The sequence below is a fragment of the Bradyrhizobium sp. in8p8 genome, from assembly GCF_000426845.1.
Classification (GTDB): domain Bacteria; phylum Pseudomonadota; class Alphaproteobacteria; order Rhizobiales; family Xanthobacteraceae; genus Bradyrhizobium; species Bradyrhizobium japonicum_C.
This window is the reverse complement of the sequence record NZ_AUGD01000024.1, coordinates 1-18,890: the sequence shown is the minus strand read 5'-3', so window position 1 is coordinate 18,890 and position 18,890 is coordinate 1. Positions and strand designations below refer to the sequence as shown.

Sequence of the window (18,890 nt, the reverse complement as noted above, 5' to 3'; positions counted from 1 at the left end):
AGTTCGCCTTCCTGCGCCCCTGTCGCATCGTGCAGCCATGCCTTCCATGGATCCCACCACCCGCCCGCTTGCTGCGGACGAGATCGCCGAAATCAATCGCAGGCACCTGATCGAGACGCCGCTGGTGCCGGCCGACCTGCTGTTCGTGTTCGGTACCCGGGAGGACGACATGTTGCGGGCCGACACTGCGGCGCGCCTGTGGCGAGAGGGCTATTTCCGCTGGTCGATTGTTAGCGGCGGGGTGACGCCGGGCTCGGAGCAATCCGAATGTACGCTGATCAAGACGGCGATGGTCAACGCAGGCGTTCCGGCGGAACTTGTCCTCGAAGAGCATCGCGCGATGAACACCGGAGAGAACGTGATCTTCTCGCTCCCGATCATCGATGCGGCGCTCGGCCTTGCCAACATTCGCAACGTGATCTGCCTCGGCAACACCTGGACCGCGCGGCGCTACCCTATGACGTTGCACCGGCACTGGCCGGAGGTGGAGAAAATGCTGCTCACCGTTGACAGCTTTGCGACCCCTCGCGCCCTCTGGCACACCGATGCGGAATTTCGCCGCCGCATGCTGCACGAATGGGACAAGATCGAGCCGTACAAGGCGAAAGGCTTCATCGCGGAATGGCCGGAGGCGTGACCGGCGCGAGGGTCCGCGAGCTACTCCGTCGAGTCGAAATCCTCTTCCTTGGTGCCGAGCAGCGAGGCGATGGTGCGCAGGCCGGAATCGAGCTGCTCGGGCGAGGGCGGGGCAAGGGCGAGCCGCACCGCGTTGGGTGCATGGCCATGCGCGATCGCGAAAGTGGAGGACGGCGTCAGCGCGATGCCGCGCCGTGCTGCTGCGGCGACGAAGGTCTGGGAGCGCCAATGCGGTGGCAGCGTCAGCCACAAATGGTATGAGCGCGTGTCGGCGGCGAGCTGATAGCCGGCGAGCAGCCTGGAGGCAGTCTGCTGGCGCCGCGCGGCGTCGATGCGTTTCAGCCGCGTCAGCTCGGCAACGGTGCCGTCGGCCATCAGCCGCTGTCCGGCCGCCAGAGCGTGGCCGGAGGCGATCCAGCCCCCGGTGCGGATTGCGCTCATCACGCTTTCGCGCAAGTGAGCCGGCGCGACCAGGATGCCGAGGGCAAGCCCGGGCGCGACCTTCTTGGACAGGCTGTCGATCACGATGCAGCGCTCGGGGTCGAGGGCAGCCAAAGGCGTGTCGTCGGCCAGGAAGCCGTAGACGGCGTCCTCGATGATGGTGAGATCGAGCTTCTCGGCGACGCGCATGATGTCGGCGCGCCGCGTCGCATTCATGGTGACGCCGAGCGGGTTCTGGATGATGGGCTGGAGATACAGCGCCGACAGATGTGCCTCGCGATGCGCCTTCTGGATGGCGTCGGGACGCGCGCCGAAGCCGTCCATCGGAATCGGCACCAGCGTCACGCCGAGACGCGCGGCGATGCTCTTGACGTAGGGATAGGTCAGCGCCTCGACGCCGCAGCGGCCGCCGGTGGGAACGAGCGCCGCAAGCGCGGCCGCGAGCGATTGCTTGCCGTTGGCGGTGAAGAAGACCTGCTCGGGCTGAGGCGTGAAATCCTTGCGCGCGAGATAGGCGGCGGCGGCAGTGCGTGCGCTCCTGGTGCCGGTGCTGGTCGACACGCGCAGCGCGGATTCGAGCGCATCGACGCGCTCGAGCCCCGCAAGACTTTTGGCGATCATCGCCCATTGCTGCGGCAATAGCGGATAATTGACCTCGAAATTGATGCGCGCCTCGGCCGGCTCGCTCATCGTGCCGACTTCGCGCCTGATGTCGCCGGAGATGAATGTACCGCGCCCGACCTCGCCGACAACGAGCCCGCGGCGGAGCAATTCCGTATAAACCCGGCTCGCGGTCGACACCGCGATGCCACGGTCATAGGCAAAATCGCGCTGCGGCGGCAGCCGGTCGCCGGGCCTTAACGTGCCGTTAGTGATATCGGCCGCAATGGCATCGGCAAGCTTCACGTACTCGAACTTGGACATATTGCACCGAGAGCAATGTTTTACTTGCTCCGAGAAGTGTACTGGAGCATTTAGGTTCCATCAAGTTCCGCGGTTGGCCGAGGAGAGCGAGAGCAATCCGACGGCAGATGAGGTGCAGGCGCCGACAGCGTCCGCGCCAACGGCGCAGCTTCGTCGCGCGGGACGACAGGCCGGAGAAGAAAGATGACCACGATTTCGCAAACTGCCGGGCGGAGTTTACGCCCATCCTCGTCGGGCGGATTTCTTGGTGCGCTCGCCCATGGTGTCTCTGCGCTGTTCGACCGCCTGGAGCGCCGCTCCGCCGTCAAGACGCTGAATGAACTCGACGACCGCGCGCTGCGCGATATCGGCATCACGCGCAGTCAGATCGAGGACGCGGTGTACGGACAGTTCAAGGACGAGCTGTCGCGGTATTTGTGACGCCTCTCCCGCGTGTCCCGAAGCAATCCAGAATCTCTCCGCGGAGGGATTCCGGACGTCGTGGCAGCGGCAGCAACCCTCAGTGCCTCACCACCAGCACCGAGCACTTGGCGTAGCGCACCACGTGCCCTGCGTTGGAGCCGAGGAAATAAGTGCGCATCGCCGGCCGGTGCGAGGTCATGACGATCAGGTCGGCCTTCATCTGCGCGGCTTCCTCCAGGATCTCGTGGTAGATGCCGCCCTGGCGTACCACCGTGGAGATCCGCGCCGGGTCGATGCCGGATTCGCGCGCGACGATGGCGAGGGCCTCCTCCGACGTCTCGCGCTGCTGCTCGTCGAAATCGGCCGGGACGTATTCGGCGAGCATCACCGGCGTCATCGGCAGCACGTTGAGCAGGCGCACCGTGCCGCTCCAGGTCTGAGACAACGTCGCCGCGGTTGCGATCGCCGGCTTGGCCAGATCGGTATCGGCGAGGTCGATGGGCACGAGGATGGACTTGAACATCTGCGCCTCCAAATCTTTCGGTCAGTACGTCCTGGCGATACGTCGCGCGATCATCCCGATCGAAGCAGCTTGGGGCTGACGAACAGCACCAGCCTGCCGCGGCGGTAGGCCACATCAGCCCAATCCTTGACGTCAAAGTCGAAGATCGCAAGCCCCGCGGTGGGCAGATTGTCGCCGAGCGCCTTGGCGCCATCAGGATCGCCGCCGCCTGTGAGCATCAGGGCGATCTCGTGCATGCCGGGATTGTGGCCGATCAGCAGCAACTGCTTCGGGTCGGCCGGCGCGGTTGCAGTGCGAATGGTGTCCAGGATCTCCGCAGGATCGGCGCCATAGAGTTCCGGCAGGATCTCGACCTGCGGCGCCGGGACGCGGTCCTTCATCGCCTCCCAGGCGATGTCCCAGGTCTGCCGGGCTCGCACGGCATGCGACACCAGCACGGTCTCGGGAAAGGGTGGATGGGTGGCGATCCAGGCGCCGATCCGTGCGGCATCCTTGTGGCCGCGTTCGTCCAGGCGGCGGTCCTGGTCACGGCCGCTCGGCGCGTCGGTCTCGGTCTTGGCGTGACGCAGCAGCATCAAACGGCGCATGGCATTCTCGAATCGTTCCCCGTCCGGGATAATCTACAGGCGCGCGTTGAGGACAAGGTGACAGGCGCCCAGTTGGTATCTTAAGTAACGACATGAGCGAGACTTTCACAAGCGTGCCCCAGGAAGGCGCCGGCCTTCGCGATCGCGAGCGGCTGTCATTCGATCTCGACACCGACATCTGCGTCGTCGGTGCGGGCCTTGCCGGGTTGTCCATCGCGCTGGAAGCGGCCCGGCTCGGGGCCAGCGTCGCGGTGCTCGAGGGCCGTCAGGTCGGTTGGAACGCCTCCGGCAACCAGCTCGGGACGGTGATGCCGGGCTTTGCATTGCCGCTCACCGACCTGATCGAGCGCATTGGCTTCGAGGATGCGCGCGAATTGTGGATGCTGTCGAAGGAGGGTGCCGAGTTCGTCCGGGCCAATGCCACGGAAGAAAACATGCCGGGGATCGGCCCCAGCGACGGCGTGCTGGAGGTGTCCAACATTGATGCGGGCGACCGGCTGATCAGCCGCTTGCAAATGCTGAACGAGGACTTCGACACCGAGGTCGAGGGCTGGCAGGCCGAGCGCGTCCGCGACGTGCTCAAGACCGATCGCTACTTCCACGGCGTATATTATCCCAAAGCGTTCCAGGTCGACGGCCGCAAATATGTGCACGGCCTTGCGGCGCTGGCGCGGCGGGCGGGCGCCCGCATCTTCGAGGACACTCCGGTCGTCAGCATCGATCATTCCGGCATCCGCAAGCGCATCGTCACGCCCTCGGCGCGGCTGCGCGCGAGCCACATCGTGCTCGCCGGCAACGTCCATCTCGGTGCGCCGTTGAAGCGCCTGTCGGAGACGCTGCTGCCGGTCTGGCGCTATGCCGGCATCACCGCGCCGCTCGGCGAGCGCCTGCATGAGGTCATCGCCTTCAAAGGATCCGTGATGGATTCTGACGGCATCGACCATTTCCGAATCGTCGAAGGCGACCGGCTGCTGTGGGAGAGCCCGGAGACGACCTGGGCGGCAAGCCCCGAGCGCTTCGCCGGCGCCGTGAGGCGGCGAATCCGCACGATTTTTCCCGAGCTCGGCAACGTCGAGATCACCCAGATGTTCGGCGGCGCCACCGGCCAGACCGTTCACGGAATGCCGCAGATCGGTCAGCTGCGCAAAGGCCTTTGGGTGGTGAGCGGGTTCGGCCGCCAAGGCATGAACACCTCCGCCATGGCCGGGCAGATGATCGCGCGCAGCATTCTATGGGGCGACGAGCGCTGGAAATTGTTCTCGCCATTCGAGCTGGTCTGGGCGGGCGGTGCAACCGGGCGCGTCGCGGGCCAATTGGTCGGGATGTGGGGCAGGGCGAGTTCCGCCGCGACAGGCTCGCTCGCCCGCTACCGCGAGCGAGCGCGAGCCAGGGACAGGGACCGCGAGGCGCGGCTCGCCCAAGCCAACCGCGCCGCCGGCACCGGCCCGCGCCGCCCGCCACCCGGTGTTGAGCCGCGGCCGACCTCGCGGTTGACGCCTGCTGCCCACGATGCAGAACAGGCGATGGAACCGGTCTCCCACGACGCCGGCGTCTCACGATAAGCCTGCGAAAAATCCCGCCGGAGGTGTAACGTCGGGCCTTGAGGCCCGTATCTCAGGGCGTGGACTGCCCGCGCACGGAGAATGAGATGTTTGACCGCCGCATCCTGCTAACGACTGCCGCCGGCTTGCTCGGCCTTTCGGCCTTCCGCTGGCTGAGAGCGTCCCCCGCCGAGGCTGGCGAGAAGGCCGCGCAAAAGTTCGAGATCACAAAGACGGAGGCCGAGTGGCGCGCCCAGCTCACACCGCAGCAATATGAGATACTTCGCAATCACGGCACCGAGCGACCCGGCTCCAGCCCGCTTTTGAAGGAGCACCGCAAGGGCATCTTCGCCTGCGCCGGCTGCGACCTGCCGCTGTTTTCGTCCGAGACCAAGTTCGAGAGCGGCACGGGATGGCCGAGCTTCTATGCGCCGATCGAAGGCAATGTCGGCAAGACCGTGGATCGTACCTACGGCATGGTCCGCACCGAGGTGCATTGCCGGCGCTGCGGCGGCCATCTCGGCCACGTGTTCGATGACGGCCCGAAGCCGACCGGCTTGCGCTACTGCATCGATGGTTTCGGGCTGGTCTTCCATCCGGCCGCGGCGTCGGCGACGTAGGTTTTGCCTGGATCGTTGCGGAGCAATGCGCCGGCACCGAGTCGAGATTCTCAGGCGCGCAAGTGCGCACCTGAGCTCGGTCCTTCGGACCGCCCGGAATGACATCACGCCCCGGCAATTGTTGCCGGCCCGGCAATTGTGCCCCGGTCATCCGACCGGGGCATGTCTATCTAAGTCATTGATTTTTTGAAGATACCCGCATTGGCATAGGCCTTGCGACGTCTCTCCCGATTGCGGCCATGGTCGACCGGCCGCCGAGATCGGATTTGGAGACAAAGTTATGGGTATCTTCGATGCAATGAACACCTCGGTGGGTGGCCTGCAGGCGCAGTCCTTCGCGCTGCAGAACATTTCAGGCAACATCGCGAACTCATCCACCACCGGTTACAAGGGCATCGGTACCAGCTTCGTCGACCTCATTCCCGACTCGTCGGTCCCAAGCAAGCAGGTCGCAGGCGGCGTGCAGGCCAACGCGAAGGCCACCATCACCACGCAGGGCACGATCTCGTCCTCCACCGTCGCCACCAACATGGCGATCACTGGCGACGGTTTCTTCTCGATCCAGAAGGCGAGCGGCGTCGTCGACAACGTGCCCGTGTTCACCGGGGTGACCTACTACACGAGGCGCGGCGACTTCCAGCTCAATGCCAACGGCAATCTGGTCAACGGCGCCGGCTATTATCTGATGGGCGTCACGGTCGATCCGAAGACCGGCAACCCGACCGGCAGCGTGGCGAACGTCCTGCAATTCCAGAACAACTTCATTCCGGCGCAGGCGACCACCTCCATCCAGTACGCGGCGAACCTGCCGACGCAGCCGAACACGGTGGCGAAAACCACGGCGTCGACCGGCACGTTGCTGGCGGCCGGCGGGCTCAACCCGTCCGATTTCGCCGCGAACCCGCTGCCGGTCGGCACGCCTCCGGCGCCCTATGCCAACGCGACGGTGTCAGGCGCGGCAGCAACCGGCAACATCCGCTCGGCCTATTCGTCGACGACGGCGACGGGCACGGTTGCGCTCCAGAACAATTCGTCGGCGGTCGCTTCGACAACCACTTCCCTTGACAATGCCGCCGGCACGCATCTCGCATCCAGCATTCTGACCGCATTGAGCGGCCAGACGCTGACCATCAACGGCAACACCATCACGTTCGACGGCGGCACCACGGTCTCGACCGTCGGCAGCAACACCACGATCGGTCTCGGTGCAGGCACGACCGCGACCGTCGCCGACATCCTGAATGCGATCCAGACTGCCGGCGGCGCCGGCGTCACCGCTTCGCTCTCGGTCAGCGGCAATATCCAGATCTCGAGCGGCACCGGCACTGACGTCGCAATCGGCAGCGGCACGGCCGCCACCGCGCTCGGCATCAGCAGCGTGACACGCGGCGGCAACGTGCTGTCCTCGCCAGCGATCTCGGGCGCGACTGTGCTGAGCGGCACCGCGACCGCCGGCGGCGCACAGGTGCTCACATCCGGCTTCTCCGCGGGCGATACCATCACCGTCAACGGTCAGACGCTGACCTTCATGAACTCGGGTGCCTCGGGACCGAACCAGATCAACGTCACGGACAACGTCACGACCCTGCTCGGCAAGATCGACGCGCTCTCCGGCGCGTCGGGATCGTCGGTCAGCAGCGGCGGCGTGATTACCCTCAACACCGGCACCGTCTCGAACCTGACGGTCTCCAGCTCCAACAGCGCCGCCTTCTCGGCACTTGGCTTCACCTCGACGATCACCCGGAATCGCGACGGTGGCGGCACGGCCGGCACCGGCGGGGTGATCGGCAACGACATCGCCACTTTCACCAAGGAATCGATCAGTGGCGGCGCGGTGACCGCCTACAACGCCGCCGGTACGCCGGTGAACCTGCAATTGCGCTGGGCCAAGACCGACAGCGCTTCGCTCGGCGCGGGTCATTCGGATAGCTGGAACCTGTTCTACCAGACCGACCCGAACGCAACCGGTACGACCGTCGGTTGGGTCAACACCGGGCAGACCTTCACATTTGCCGCCGACGGCTCGCTCACGTCGCCGAGCGGCTCGGGCATCACCATCAACAACGTCACCGTCAGCGGCCAGTCGCTCGGCTCGGTCGCCTTCAACATCTCCTCCGGCGGGCTGACGCAATATGCCAGCACCAGCGGCGCGGTGACCATCAACACCATCACCCAGAATGGCTATGCCGCCGGTCAGCTTCGCTCGGTCGCCGTCAACAACAATGGCGTCGTGGTCGGCACTTTCTCCAACGGCCAGAACCTCAACCTTGCCCAGGTGCAGCTCTCGCACTTCAACGGCACCAACTATCTGAAGGCGATGGACGGCGGCGCCTATGCCGCGACCGAACAGTCGGGAGACGCCATCGACGGCGCCTCGGGGACCATCAGCGGCTCGTCCCTGGAGGGGTCCAACACCGACATCGCCGACGAATTCACCAAGCTGATCGTGACCCAGCAGGCCTATTCGGCCAACACCAAGGTGATCACGACCGCGAATTCGATGGTGCAGGATCTCTTGAACGTGTTGCGCTGATCGGCGCGTGACATAACCAAAGGCGGGTCAGTGATATGGGTTTGAGTTCAGCCCTCGCCAGTGCGATGAGCGGTCTGCGTGCCAACCAGGCCGCGCTCTCGATCGTCTCCTCCAACGTCGCGAACTCGCAGACGCCGGGTTACGTCGTCCAGACGCCGAACCAGATCGAGGTCACGACCGGCGAGTTCGGCGCGACGGCGATGACGACCGGTGTCAGCCGCCAGCTCGACACCTACGTGCTGAACCAGCTTCGGACCGAGATCGGCGGTAGCGGTTACGCCGACCAGATGGCCAACATCCTGAAGCAGCTTCAGGATGTCTATGGCACGCCCGGCAATGCCGGCACGCTCGAAAGCGCGCTGAACAAGTTCACAACGGCGCTTCAGGCGCTGTCGACCAGTTCGGGCGCATCGTCGGCGCAGACGGTGGCGCTCGGCGCGGCGCAGGCCCTGGCGCAGCAGCTCAACGTCACCACCAAGGGCATCCAATCGCTGCGCTCCAACGTCGAGCAGGACCTCGGCAACTCGGCGCAAGCCGCCAACGCGGCCATGAAGCAGATCGCCGACATCAACACCAGGCTCCAGGGCCTGTCTGCAAACGATCCCTCGGCCGCCGTGCTGATGGACCAGCGCGACCAGGCCATCAACACGCTGTCGAAATACGTCGACGTCCGCGTCACCACCGACGGCTCGAACCAGGCCAACATCTACACCACGACCGGCATTCAGCTCGTTGGCGCCGGGCTCGCCTCGGAATTCTCCTTTGCCTCCGCCGGCGCGCTGTCGGCAACCTCGCTCTACAACATCGATCCCGCCAAGTCCGGCGTCGGTGCGTTCAATATCAAGCTGCCCAACGGCTCGCAGGTCGACGTTGTCGCCAACAACGTGGTCTCTTCCGGCCAGATCGCGGCCGACCTGAAGCTGCGCGACCAGATCCTGGTGCAGGCGCAGAACCAGATCGACGAGCTCGCCGCCACGATGGCGAGCGCGCTATCCGACAAGACCACGGCCGGCAGCACGGTGTCCGGTCCGCCTACGGGGTTCGATCTCGAGCTCGCCGGAGCGCTGCCGGGCAACACGGTCAACATCACCTATACGGACACGGCGACCAATACCCAGCGTCAGATCACGCTGGTCAACGTGACCGACCCGGCCGCACTGCCGCTTCAGAACCCGACCAATGCGAACCCGATGCGGATCGGCGTCAATTTCTCCGGCGGCATGGGCGCGATCGCCTCCGCGCTCAACACCGCGTTGTCAGGCACGCACCTGTCGTTCTCCGCCGCCCCGTCCCCGGCGACAGCCACGACGCTGCGGCTGACCGACGACAATACCGGCCTTGCCAAGGTGAGTTCGGCCTCGACCACAAAGACGATCTCGTCGCTGACCTCGGGCAATCCGCAGCTGCCGCTGTTCACCGACGGCGGCCAGGCGCTCTATACCGGCGCTTTCACGGCATCGGGCTCGCAGATGACAGGGCTTGCCGGACGCATCGCCGTGAACACGCAGCTGGTATCCGATCCGACCCGGATGTCGGTCTACAGCACCTCGCCGGTGACGCCCGCAGGCGACACCACGCGTTCGGACTATCTCTACTCGCAGCTCACCAATGCGGTGTTTTCCTATTCGCCACAGAGCGGCCTCGGCTCGGCGAGCCAGCCCTTCACCGGCAGCGTTTCGAATTTTCTCCAGCAGTTCCTCAGCGTACAGGCGAACGCCGCGACGCAGTCGACCCAGCTCCAGGAGGGCCAGAGCGTCGTGGTCTCGACGCTGCAGGCCAAGTTCGACTCGACCTCCAGCGTGAACCTGGACGCGGAGATGTCGAACCTGATCCAGCTTCAGAATGCCTATGCCGCCAACGCCCACGTCATGTCGGTGGTGCAGAGCATGATGAACACGTTGCTCCAGGCGCAAGTGTAACCAGTACAGGGCTCTGACAGATGTCGATCAGCAGCATCAACTACTCTTCGTCGGTTCTCGGCGCGCAGATTCGCAACATCAATCAGCAGCTCACCGATCTGTCGACGCAGCTTTCGACCGGCAAGCTGTCGCAGAACTATGCTGGCATGGGCACCAACGAAGGCTTCGCAATCGCCGGTCGCGCGCAGCTCTCCAACATCGCCGCCTACACCGACACGATCACCAACGTCAACGTCAGCATCAATCTAGCGAACACTGCGCTGCAATCGCTGACCAAGATTCGCAGTACGGTGCAAACGGGCTCGGCCTCTACCGCGCAGGATCTCAATGTCAACGGCCAGACGATCGCGCAGAACACCGCCGCCGCCCAGTTCGGCTCGATGGTCGGCGTCCTCAACACGCAGACCGGCAGCCGCTATCTGTTTTCCGGAACGGCCGTGAATACGCAGTCGGTCGCGGATGCCGGCGACATCATCAATGGCACCACGACGCAGGCCGGCTTCAAGACCGTCATGGCGGAGCGCCAAGCCGCCGATCTGGGGGCGAACGGCATGGGGCGGCTGGTGCAGACGCAGCCGACGCCGAGCTCGGTGCAGGTGTCGGAAGACGTGGCCGGATCGCCGTTCGGCCTCAAGATCAAGGCGGTGTCCTCCACGCTGACGGGCGCGACCGTCACCGGCCCGAGCGGCTCGCCGGTGTCCTTCTCGGTCGATCTCAACGGCGTCAATCCGAACAATGGCGACAAGCTGAGCATTCAGTTCACGCTGCCGGACGGCACGACGGAGCAGATCGACCTCACCGCGTCCAGCGCGACGCCGACCCCTCTCGGCAGTTTCGCGATCGATGCGAGCACCCCCGTCAACCCGAACAACACCGCCGCGAATCTCAACACGGCACTGAACACCGCAATCGCCAAACTCGCCAACACCTCGCTGGTTGCGGCATCGGCGATCGTCGCCGGCGACAATTTCTTCAACACCGCGAGCTCGGCGATCGGCACGCCCGTCAACAACCAGGCCGCGCCGCCGGCCCCCATCGCCGGGGCGACGGCGCTATCGGGCCCGAGCCCCTCGGACTCGATCTCTCCGGGCTTCGTTGCGGGCGACACCATCACCGTCAACGGCACCACGCTGACTTTCGTCAGCTCGGGCGCGACCGGCAACCAGCTCAACGTCACCGACAACGTCCAGACCATGCTCAGCAAGATCGACCAGATCACGGGGACGTCGAAACCCTCGACGGTTCATGGCGGTTCGATCACGATCAACACCGACGATGCGGCGAGCCTCAGTATCACGACCTCGAATACGGGGGCGCTGAACGCGCTCGGCTTCGGCTCGACCCCGGTGACGGCCACGCAACCGCCGCTGCGCGTCGGCTCCTCGCCCGCGAACTCGGCAACCACGCTGGTGAACGGCTCGGCCAACACGGTGAAATGGTACCTGGGCAATGACGGACCCGGCTCGCCTCGCTCGACGGCGATAGCGCGGGTCGACGATGCCGTGACGGTGCAGTATGGCGCCCAGGCCAATGAGGATGCGATCCGCCGGCAATTGCAGGCGATCGCGGTGTTCGGGACCTTCTCGACCTCACCGACGGGACAATATTCGGGCGGACAGGTGGCGGCGCTGAGCCTGCGGGTGACGCAGGCGTTGACCCAGCAGCCGGGGCAGCAGCGCATCGAGGACATCCAGACCGACATCGCGATGGCCCAGAACACGATGAACGACGCGACCACGCGCCAGACCCAGGCCAAGGCGCAGCTGCAGACCATCATCGACCAGGCGGAATCGGCCTCACCGGACCAGGTCGCGAGCGAGATTCTGGCACTCCAGAACGCACTCCAGGCGTCCTATCAGGTGACCTCCAACCTGGCGCAGCTCTCGCTGGTCAAGTTCCTGTAAGGGATGCGTTAAGGCGTCGTTAACCATGCCTCTTTACCTCTTGGTGAGGATTGGAGCGGGGCGGGGCTGACGATGTCGGACAGGATGCAATTGGTGGTGGCCACGCCGTGCTTCGGCGGGCAGGTGTCGAGCATCTATGCGAGCTCCATCTTCGCGCTACAGCGCGCCGTGCACGGCATGTCCAATCTCGAGCTCAAGGTGCATTTGCGCGACGGCGATGCGCTGATCACGCGTGCCCGAGCCAACCTGGTCGCACTGTTCCTGGACGATCCCAGGGCAACGCATTTCCTGTTCATCGATGCCGATATCGGCTTCAAGCCGGAGCAGGTGTTCCGCCTGATCGAATGCGGTGCGGACGTCGTCGCCGGCTGCTATCCCATCAAGCGGGTCAACTGGGACAAGGCCAGACGTGCGATGGCCGCTGGCCGCACCGACGTGCCGGCAGCCTCGCTCGACTACGTGCTCGAGATCGAGGATCCCGATCGCATCGTCGTCGTCAACGGCTTTACCCGCGTGCGTTATGCCGGGACCGGCTTTCTGATGATCCGCCGCCACGTGCTGGAAGCGATGTGCCGCCATCCGGCCTACGCTGGCCTGCAATTCTTCCGGGAGCATTCGCACGATGCACTGGCAGCGAGCCAGAACCGGTTCGCGCTGTTCGAATGCATGATCGATCCGGCAACCGGCACCTATCTTTCCGAAGACTTCGCTTTCTGCAAGCGCTGGACCGATATCGGCGGCGAGATCTGGGCCGACATTCAGAGCTCGCTCGATCACGTCGGGCCGTCCGTGTTTCACGGCGATATCGCTTCGCAATTCGCAGCCGTGCCCGCAGCGGCGGCGGCCGATGCGGCGTGAGCCTGCCGGGATGAGCGGCGGCGCATCCCGCTTGTCGGAGGCGGAGCGCGCTTCCGACGGCGGCTCGCGCTATCGCCTGCGTGATCTCTTCACCCCCCTCGATATGCTGCTCGTCTCCGGCGGCGACCCGCGGCTCGCGCTCGATCCCAAGGACTCGACGAACGCTTATGGTTGCGCGGTCTCGCCGGACCCGGATGTCTGGGAATTCGCCTCCTCGACCGCATCGACGATCTCGCAAGCGGCCTATGACCGCGCCGCGCTGGCGCGGGACGAGCTGATGCACAAGTGCCTGTTCGACGAGGTCGAGGTCGCTTTCGATGCGCGTTGCGAGGAGATGCGCGACGAGCTGCGCGGCCATCTGGAGCTTTCGCCGCGCGTCGATGTGGTGTTCTCGCCATCCGGCACGGACTCCCAGCTCCATGCCCTGTTCCTGGCGCGCGCGATACTCGGCGCGCGTCCGGTGACCATCGTGGTCGGCGCCGAGCAGACTGGAAGCGGGACGACCCATACCGCCCGCGGTCATCATTTCAGCTCCATGACGGCGAGTGGCGTTGCGGTCCGCAAGGACGGCGCCGTTGCCGGACTCGCCGGCGCCAGCATAGCGTTGCCACTGCGCGAGGCCGCCTCCGGGATCGCGATGCGCGCGGACGCTGACGCCGCGGTGCTGCAAGCGATCGAGGCTACGATCGCGCAAGGTGCACCAGTGCTGCTCCAGATCATGGATTGCTCGAAGCTCGGCTGGCGCGCACCGAGTGCGGCCTGCCTCGACGAGATCGCCCGGCGCTGGCCGCGCAAGGTCCAGATCGTGGTCGACGCATGTCAGGCCCGGCTCGGCCGCCGCCGGCTGCGCGCCTATCTCGACCGCGGCTACATGGTGCTGATCACCGGCTCGAAGTTCTTCGGGGGGCCGGCCTTCAGCGGTGCGCTGCTGGTGCCGAAAGACCCTGCGAGATCGCTCGACCGGGTCGAGGGGATCGCGCCAGGCTTCCTGGACTACGCCGGCCGTTGCGATTGGCCGATCGCCTGGGCGGAGCTGCGTTCGCGGTTCGAGCGCCGCCCGAACTTCGGCCAATGGTTGCGCTGGGAGGCTGCGCTGGCCGAGATCGGCAGCTACTACACCGTGCCCGGGGCTTTCCGCGCCGCGATGCTCGCCGAACTCGCTGCGGGCATCGGCAGCAGGATCAGGTTGTCACCGTCGTTCCGAGCCGTGCCGACCGCGGCCGCGACGGCCGGCATGGAGGACGAGGAGTTCGCCCATGCCACGATCTTTCCATTCACATTGCTGCGCAACGGTCAGCCGGTCTCGACGGCCGAGATGGCTTCCGTTCATCACGCGTTGGCGTGTGACGTGATCGCGGCGATCGGCGGCAGCGCGGCGGACCGGGAGGTCGCCGCGCAGCGCTGCCTGATCGGCCGGCCGGTCCGGCTGGAGCGGCAGGACGAGGCGCCGCAGGCAGTGCTGCGCCTCTGCGTCGGCGCACGCCTCGTCACCGAGGCCTGGTCGCCCGATGCGCGGGAGTCGCAACGCAACGTGCAGCGCCTTCTCGACCGGATCGCGCACGTCCTGGTGAAGATCGAGCTGCTGCTCGACCGCGGCGGAGTCGCGGCCGTGCCGGCCGCGCCCGCGTTCGAGGTGTGAGATGCAGCATCCAGTTTCCGCTCCGATCGGCTTGACTGCGGCGAACTATGCCGACCGCATCGGCTTTGCGCAGCTGACACGCCGGGCCTTCGAAGGTGTCGATCTGCATCCCTTGCGCGACCAGCTCGTGGCGCGGATCGCGGCGGGGACGGCGCTGGCAGGCGAAGCGCTGGATCTGTCGTTGATCAGCCAGCTTCTGGGCGACAAGGATCAGGGGCTTGCGATTCAGTCTGAAGTGCTGGCCTTCCATCAATTGTTCCGCACGCCCAGCGCGGCGCCGAAGCCCGGCTTGCGCGTGCTCGCGCTCGCAGCCGACATCGACATGGGGGGCAATACGCCGATCGATTTCCTGCTCGAAGACTCCGACATCGAGCTGCTGACGCTTTACGTGGTCAAGGGCGTCGGTCTGCCGGAAACCTTGCCCGAGCACGATGTCGCCATCGTGGTCGCCTCGGATTCCGAGGAATGCCGCGAGGCGCTCGCTCTGATCGAAAAGGCCGCGCCGCAATGGCCGCGGCCGATGCTCAATCGCCCCGATCGCATCGGCAATCTCGATCGCGACAAGCTGTATCGGCTGCTGGCCGGTGTGCCAAGTCTCGATATTCCTGCGACCATTCACGCGACGCGCGCGCAATTGTCGGATCTCGCACGAGGCGCAATCGCGTGCGAGGACATCGCGAGCGACTTGCACTTTCCCATGATCGCACGGCCACGCGGCTCGCATGCCGGCGTCGGCCTCGCCAAGCTCGACGAGGCGGCGGCGCTTGCGGCCTACCTCGCCGAACGGAAAGAGCAGGACTTCTTCGTCGCACGTTTCGTCGACTATGTCAGCGCCGACGGGCTCTACCGCAAGTATCGCCTCGCGATGGTCGACGGCAAGCCCTACGCCTGCCACATGGCGATCGCCGACCGCTGGGACATCTGGTATCTCAACGCCTATATGGCGTTCAGCGAGGAGAAGCGGGCCGAGGAAGCCGTCTTCATGCGCGACTTCGACAACGCCTTCGCCGCGCGGCATGGCAGCGCGCTCGACGAGATGAGCCGGCGCGTCGGTCTGGATTATTTCATCATCGATTGCGCCGAGAACCAGAAGGGCGAGCTTCTGGTGTTCGAGGCGGACAACACCGCCGTCGTGCACAACATGGATTCGCCGGTCGTGTTCCCCTACAAGCCGCCGCAGATGCGCAAGATCTTCGCCGCGTTCACTGCGATGCTGTCGCGGCATGCAAAGACGGGCAAGGAGAGCGCAGCATGAACGAGATCATCCGCAATACGCAAAGCTCCGTCACGAGCACCTCGCTCGATCCGCAGGACTGGAGCGAATTTCGCGCGCTGGCCCATCGCATGCTGGACGAGACGATCGACGGCATCGCCAACGTTCGGGCGCGCCCGGTCTGGCGGCCGATCCCCGATGATGTCCGTGCGGCATTCAGAGCCGACGTGCCGCGCGAGGCGAGCGACCTTGCCGACGTCTACCGCGAGTTCGCCGAGCATGTCGCGCCCTATGCGACAGGCAACGTGCATCCCGGGTTCATGGGGTGGGTGCATGGGGGCGGCACCGCGGTCGGCATGCTCGCCGACATGCTCGCGGCGGGTCTCAATGCCAATCTCGGCGGACGCGACCACATGCCGATCGAGGTCGAGCGGCAGATCGTCGAGTGGATGCGCCGCCTGTTCGCATTTCCCGATAGCGCGAGCGGTGTGTTCGTCACGGGCACGTCGATGGCCAATCTGATGGCGGTGCTGGTGGCGCGCACGGCGGCGCTCGGCACGCTGGCGCGCCAGCACGGCATCGGCAATGACGGCGCGCTGCTTACGGCTTACACGTCGCAGGCCGCGCATGGATGTGTCTCCAGAGCGATGGACGTTGCCGGGTTCGGCACCGATGCGCTGCGCAGGATCGCTGTCGATGCCGATCATCGCATCGATGTCGCCGCGCTACGCGCACAGATCGCAGTTGATCGCGAGGTCGGCTTCAGGCCGTTCCTGGTGGTCGCGTCCGCCGGGACGGTCGATGTCGGCGCGATCGACGATCTCCGGGCGATTGCGGAGCTTTGCCGCGAGCAAGGTATCTGGTTTCACGTCGATGGCGCTTTCGGTGCGCTCGCGATCCTGTCGCCCGAGCTCGCGCCGATGCTCGGCGGCATCGAGCTTGCGGATTCAATCGCACTCGATTTTCACAAATGGGGCCAGGTGCCTTACGATGCAGGTTTCCTGTTGGTGCGCGACGGCGAGCAGCATCGGCAGGCCTTTGCACAGCCGGCGGCCTATCTGCGCCGCGAGGCGAGGGGGCTTGCAGCGGGGGCGGTCTGGCCCTGCGATCTCGGCCCCGATTTGTCGCGCGGCTTTCGTGCGCTGAAGACATGGTTCACGCTGAAGACGTTCGGCACCGATCGGCTGGGTGCGGCGATCGCACGAAGCTGCGCGCTGGCCAGATATCTCGAGGCACGCGTGCTGGCCGAATCTCGGCTGGAGCTGCTGGCGCCGGTCAATCTCAATATCGTCTGCTTCCGCTACCGTGCCGATGATGCGGTCAATCGCGAGATCGTTGCCGACATCCAGGAAAGCGGCACCGCGGCGCCCTCGAGCACGACGCTGGACGGCAGGCTTGCGATCCGCGCTGCAATCGTGAATCACCGCACAGAGGAGACCGACATCGATGCGCTGATCGCCGCGGTGCTGGAGTTCGGGGAACGACGGTGCAGCGGCCCGCTGATCGAGGTCGAAGCGCCGCCTCTCGCGGCGCAGTAGCATTGACGTGCGCCAGAAAAGACAACGGCCCCGGAGGCGATCCGGGGCCGTTGTCGTTTGCGCGGCTTGGTCGTCGCGCGGCTAGGGCGGGGCGCGATCAGGCGGCCGAGCTCACGTCGGCCTTGTCCGCTTCCGGCTTCGGATGTGTGGCCACATATTGATCCCGCAGCTTCTCTTCGTAGGCAATCAGCTTGCGGGCGTCCTTCAGCGCCCGGTAAAGGTCGCCGTTCAGGATGTTGTTGTTGATGGCCTCGATGATCGGCCAGGAACTCGGCACCGCGGTGACGATGTCGCGCACCAGGTTGAAGTAGGTGCCGTGCTGGGTCTGCGGATCCGGTGAGATGTACATGAGCTGGACCGCGAGATAGACGAGCTTGGCGGGCGTATCGGCGGTCTCCGGCGTGAGGATGTCGCGCTCGCGCAGGATCGGCACGTTGTCGCCGTCGATCAGGAGGCGCGCCCGCTGGTCGGTGTTGGTAATCACGCAGTTACCGACGATGATGCGTTCGTGCGGTCTGAGCTCGACCTTGAGGGCCATGCCTGTTCTCCATCAACGCTTTCGTAACCGAGCGTTCGTTGCGGCTCATCAAGGCCCAATTCTCGCTTGGAATAAGTTAACGAGTTGTAAATTCCGCGGATTTGCGGAGAAAAACTCAATCGTTTCAATGCCGCGCTTGGGGGCCGATGCGGCGATGCGGGCAGCGTCCGCGGCCGAATCAGGCGCAACCCGACAAAAGCACGGGTTTCATTTCATGTTTCGTTAGAGGTCTTGGCGCCACGGTCCGCCGGTCGCTGGGTCAATCGATCCAAGCAGACGCGTAACAGTAGCGTCGTTTACCAGAAAGGTAACAGAGTCATGTCCGGTATCGTTCTCTCCGCATCGGTTCGTCAGAACCTGCTCTCTCTCCAGTCCACCGCCGACCTCCTCGCCACCACGCAGAACCGTCTGTCGACCGGCAAGAGCGTCAACTCGGCCCTGGACAATCCCACCAACTTCTTCACCGCACAGTCGCTCGACAACCGCGCCAGCGACATCAACAATCTGCTCGATGGCATCGCCAACGGCGTGCAGGTGCTGCAGGCCGCCAACACCGGCATCACCTCGCTGCAGAAGCTGATCGACTCGGCGAAGTCGATCGCCAACCAGGCGCTGCAGACCACGGTCGGCTATTCCACGAAGTCGAACGTCTCCACCACCATCTCGGGTGCGACGGCGGCCGACCTGCGCGGCACGACGTCCTATGCCAGCGCGACCGCGAGCAGCAACGTGCTGTATAGCGGTGCGGCCGGCGGCACCACGGCGGCGACCGGCACCACGACGCTCGGCGCCAGCATCGGCACCCTGACCGGTGCGGCGGCGACGGCCGGCGATGGCACCACCGCGCTGACCGGTGCGATCACCCTGATCGCGAACGGTGCGGCGACGGCGACCGGCCTGGTCGGCAACGCCCAGCCCGCTGACGGCGACACGCTGACCGTCAACGGCAAGACCATCACCTTCCGCGCGGGTTCTGCCCCGGCGAGCACCGCGGTTCCGACCGGCTCGGGCGTCAGCGGCAACCTCGTCACCGACGGCAGCGGCAACACCACCGTCTATCTCGGCACCACGGCT

At 65.4% G+C, this 18,890-nt stretch carries 16 protein-coding genes; 12 read left to right on the top strand and 4 right to left on the bottom strand.

Translation table 11 applies throughout. The features are described 5' to 3' along the window. Positions 1-46 precede the first annotated feature (46 nt). Complete coding sequence (locus K408_RS0133390; RefSeq protein WP_028146111.1) at positions 47-637, top strand: YdcF family protein; 591 nt, start codon at positions 47-49, stop codon at positions 635-637. Positions 638-657: 20 nt separating this feature from the next. On the opposite strand, the gene K408_RS0133385 is transcribed toward K408_RS0133390, so the two are convergent. Beyond that, positions 658-2,001, bottom strand: a complete 1,344-nt coding sequence (locus K408_RS0133385) for an aminotransferase-like domain-containing protein (protein ID WP_024342945.1) — start codon at positions 1,999-2,001, stop codon at positions 658-660. 183 nt (positions 2,002-2,184) lie between these two features. On the opposite strand from K408_RS0133385, the gene K408_RS0133380 reads away from it, so the two are divergent. Continuing rightward, a complete protein-coding gene (locus tag K408_RS0133380) occupies positions 2,185-2,421 on the top strand; it encodes a DUF1127 domain-containing protein (protein ID WP_024342946.1) in 237 nt (78 codons plus the stop codon). Positions 2,422-2,500: 79 nt separating this feature from the next. Here K408_RS0133380 and K408_RS0133375 read toward each other — a convergent pair whose 3' ends face one another. Further along, positions 2,501-2,926 carry a universal stress protein gene (locus K408_RS0133375; RefSeq protein ID WP_024342947.1) on the bottom strand — a complete coding sequence of 142 codons (426 nt, stop codon included), beginning with the start codon at positions 2,924-2,926 and terminating at the stop codon, positions 2,501-2,503. Between the two features lie 50 nt (positions 2,927-2,976). Then, positions 2,977-3,513 carry a SixA phosphatase family protein gene (locus K408_RS0133370; protein ID WP_024342948.1) on the bottom strand — a complete coding sequence of 179 codons (537 nt, stop codon included), beginning with the start codon at positions 3,511-3,513 and terminating at the stop codon, positions 2,977-2,979. Between the two features lie 92 nt (positions 3,514-3,605). Between K408_RS0133370 and K408_RS0133365 the strand changes: the two genes are divergently transcribed. From K408_RS0133365 to K408_RS0133325, 9 genes are all read left to right on the top strand, one after another. Beyond that, positions 3,606-5,075: an NAD(P)/FAD-dependent oxidoreductase gene (locus K408_RS0133365; protein ID WP_024342949.1), complete on the top strand. Its 1,470-nt coding sequence runs from the start codon at positions 3,606-3,608 to the stop codon at positions 5,073-5,075. Between the two features lie 86 nt (positions 5,076-5,161). Further along, positions 5,162-5,674, top strand: coding sequence for a peptide-methionine (R)-S-oxide reductase MsrB (gene msrB, locus K408_RS0133360; protein WP_024342950.1), 513 nt, complete (start codon positions 5,162-5,164; stop codon positions 5,672-5,674). 280 nt (positions 5,675-5,954) lie between these two features. After that, positions 5,955-8,207, top strand: coding sequence for a flagellar hook-basal body complex protein (locus K408_RS0133355; protein WP_024342951.1), 2,253 nt, complete (start codon positions 5,955-5,957; stop codon positions 8,205-8,207). Positions 8,208-8,242: 35 nt separating this feature from the next. After that, on the top strand, positions 8,243-10,126 hold the full coding sequence (flgK, locus tag K408_RS0133350; protein WP_024342952.1) for a flagellar hook-associated protein FlgK: 1,884 nt from the start codon (positions 8,243-8,245) through the stop codon (positions 10,124-10,126). Between the two features lie 20 nt (positions 10,127-10,146). Then, a complete protein-coding gene (locus K408_RS0133345; RefSeq protein WP_024342953.1) occupies positions 10,147-12,030 on the top strand; it encodes a flagellar protein in 1,884 nt (627 codons plus the stop codon). Between the two features lie 72 nt (positions 12,031-12,102). Then, positions 12,103-12,888: a hypothetical protein gene (locus K408_RS0133340; RefSeq protein WP_024342954.1), complete on the top strand. Its 786-nt coding sequence runs from the start codon at positions 12,103-12,105 to the stop codon at positions 12,886-12,888. Next, a complete protein-coding gene (locus tag K408_RS0133335; RefSeq protein ID WP_024342955.1) occupies positions 12,878-14,527 on the top strand; it encodes a hypothetical protein in 1,650 nt (549 codons plus the stop codon). Before K408_RS0133340 ends, K408_RS0133335 begins: the two co-directional genes overlap by 11 nt. 1 nt (position 14,528) lies before the next feature. Then, positions 14,529-15,782, top strand: a complete 1,254-nt coding sequence (locus K408_RS0133330) for an ATP-grasp domain-containing protein (RefSeq protein WP_024342956.1) — start codon at positions 14,529-14,531, stop codon at positions 15,780-15,782. Continuing rightward, the gene (locus tag K408_RS0133325) at positions 15,779-17,278 is read left to right on the top strand and encodes a pyridoxal phosphate-dependent decarboxylase family protein (protein ID WP_024342957.1); all 1,500 of its coding nucleotides are present in this window, start codon (positions 15,779-15,781) and stop codon (positions 17,276-17,278) included. The genes K408_RS0133330 and K408_RS0133325 overlap by 4 nt, the downstream gene beginning before the upstream one ends. Before the next feature lie 97 nt (positions 17,279-17,375). Here K408_RS0133325 and flbT read toward each other — a convergent pair whose 3' ends face one another. Continuing rightward, entirely contained in the window at positions 17,376-17,816 is a 441-nt protein-coding gene (gene flbT / locus K408_RS0133320; protein WP_024342958.1) for a flagellar biosynthesis repressor FlbT, read from the bottom strand. Between the two features lie 318 nt (positions 17,817-18,134). On the opposite strand from flbT, the gene K408_RS0133315 reads away from it, so the two are divergent. Next, on the top strand, positions 18,135-18,890 hold a 756-nt coding region (locus tag K408_RS0133315; RefSeq protein WP_028146110.1), incomplete at its 3' end, for a DUF1522 domain-containing protein.

Coding starts and splice junctions, on each gene's coding strand:
- K408_RS0133340 (WP_024342954.1), top strand. CDS start 12,103: ATGTCGGACAGGATGCAATTGGTGGTGGCCACGCCGTGCTTCGGCGGG.
- K408_RS0133335 (WP_024342955.1), top strand. CDS start 12,878: ATGCGGCGTGAGCCTGCCGGGATGAGCGGCGGCGCATCCCGCTTGTCG.
- K408_RS0133380 (WP_024342946.1), top strand. CDS start 2,185: ATGACCACGATTTCGCAAACTGCCGGGCGGAGTTTACGCCCATCCTCG.
- K408_RS0133375 (WP_024342947.1), bottom strand. CDS start 2,926: ATGTTCAAGTCCATCCTCGTGCCCATCGACCTCGCCGATACCGATCTG.
- K408_RS0133345 (WP_024342953.1), top strand. CDS start 10,147: ATGTCGATCAGCAGCATCAACTACTCTTCGTCGGTTCTCGGCGCGCAG.
- K408_RS0133370 (WP_024342948.1), bottom strand. CDS start 3,513: ATGCGCCGTTTGATGCTGCTGCGTCACGCCAAGACCGAGACCGACGCG.
- K408_RS0133355 (WP_024342951.1), top strand. CDS start 5,955: ATGGGTATCTTCGATGCAATGAACACCTCGGTGGGTGGCCTGCAGGCG.
- K408_RS0133365 (WP_024342949.1), top strand. CDS start 3,606: ATGAGCGAGACTTTCACAAGCGTGCCCCAGGAAGGCGCCGGCCTTCGC.
- K408_RS0133330 (WP_024342956.1), top strand. CDS start 14,529: ATGCAGCATCCAGTTTCCGCTCCGATCGGCTTGACTGCGGCGAACTAT.
- flbT (WP_024342958.1), bottom strand. CDS start 17,816: ATGGCCCTCAAGGTCGAGCTCAGACCGCACGAACGCATCATCGTCGGT.
- K408_RS0133385 (WP_024342945.1), bottom strand. CDS start 2,001: ATGTCCAAGTTCGAGTACGTGAAGCTTGCCGATGCCATTGCGGCCGAT.
- K408_RS0133390 (WP_028146111.1), top strand. CDS start 47: ATGGATCCCACCACCCGCCCGCTTGCTGCGGACGAGATCGCCGAAATC.
- K408_RS0133325 (WP_024342957.1), top strand. CDS start 15,779: ATGAACGAGATCATCCGCAATACGCAAAGCTCCGTCACGAGCACCTCG.
- msrB (WP_024342950.1), top strand. CDS start 5,162: ATGTTTGACCGCCGCATCCTGCTAACGACTGCCGCCGGCTTGCTCGGC.
- flgK (WP_024342952.1), top strand. CDS start 8,243: ATGGGTTTGAGTTCAGCCCTCGCCAGTGCGATGAGCGGTCTGCGTGCC.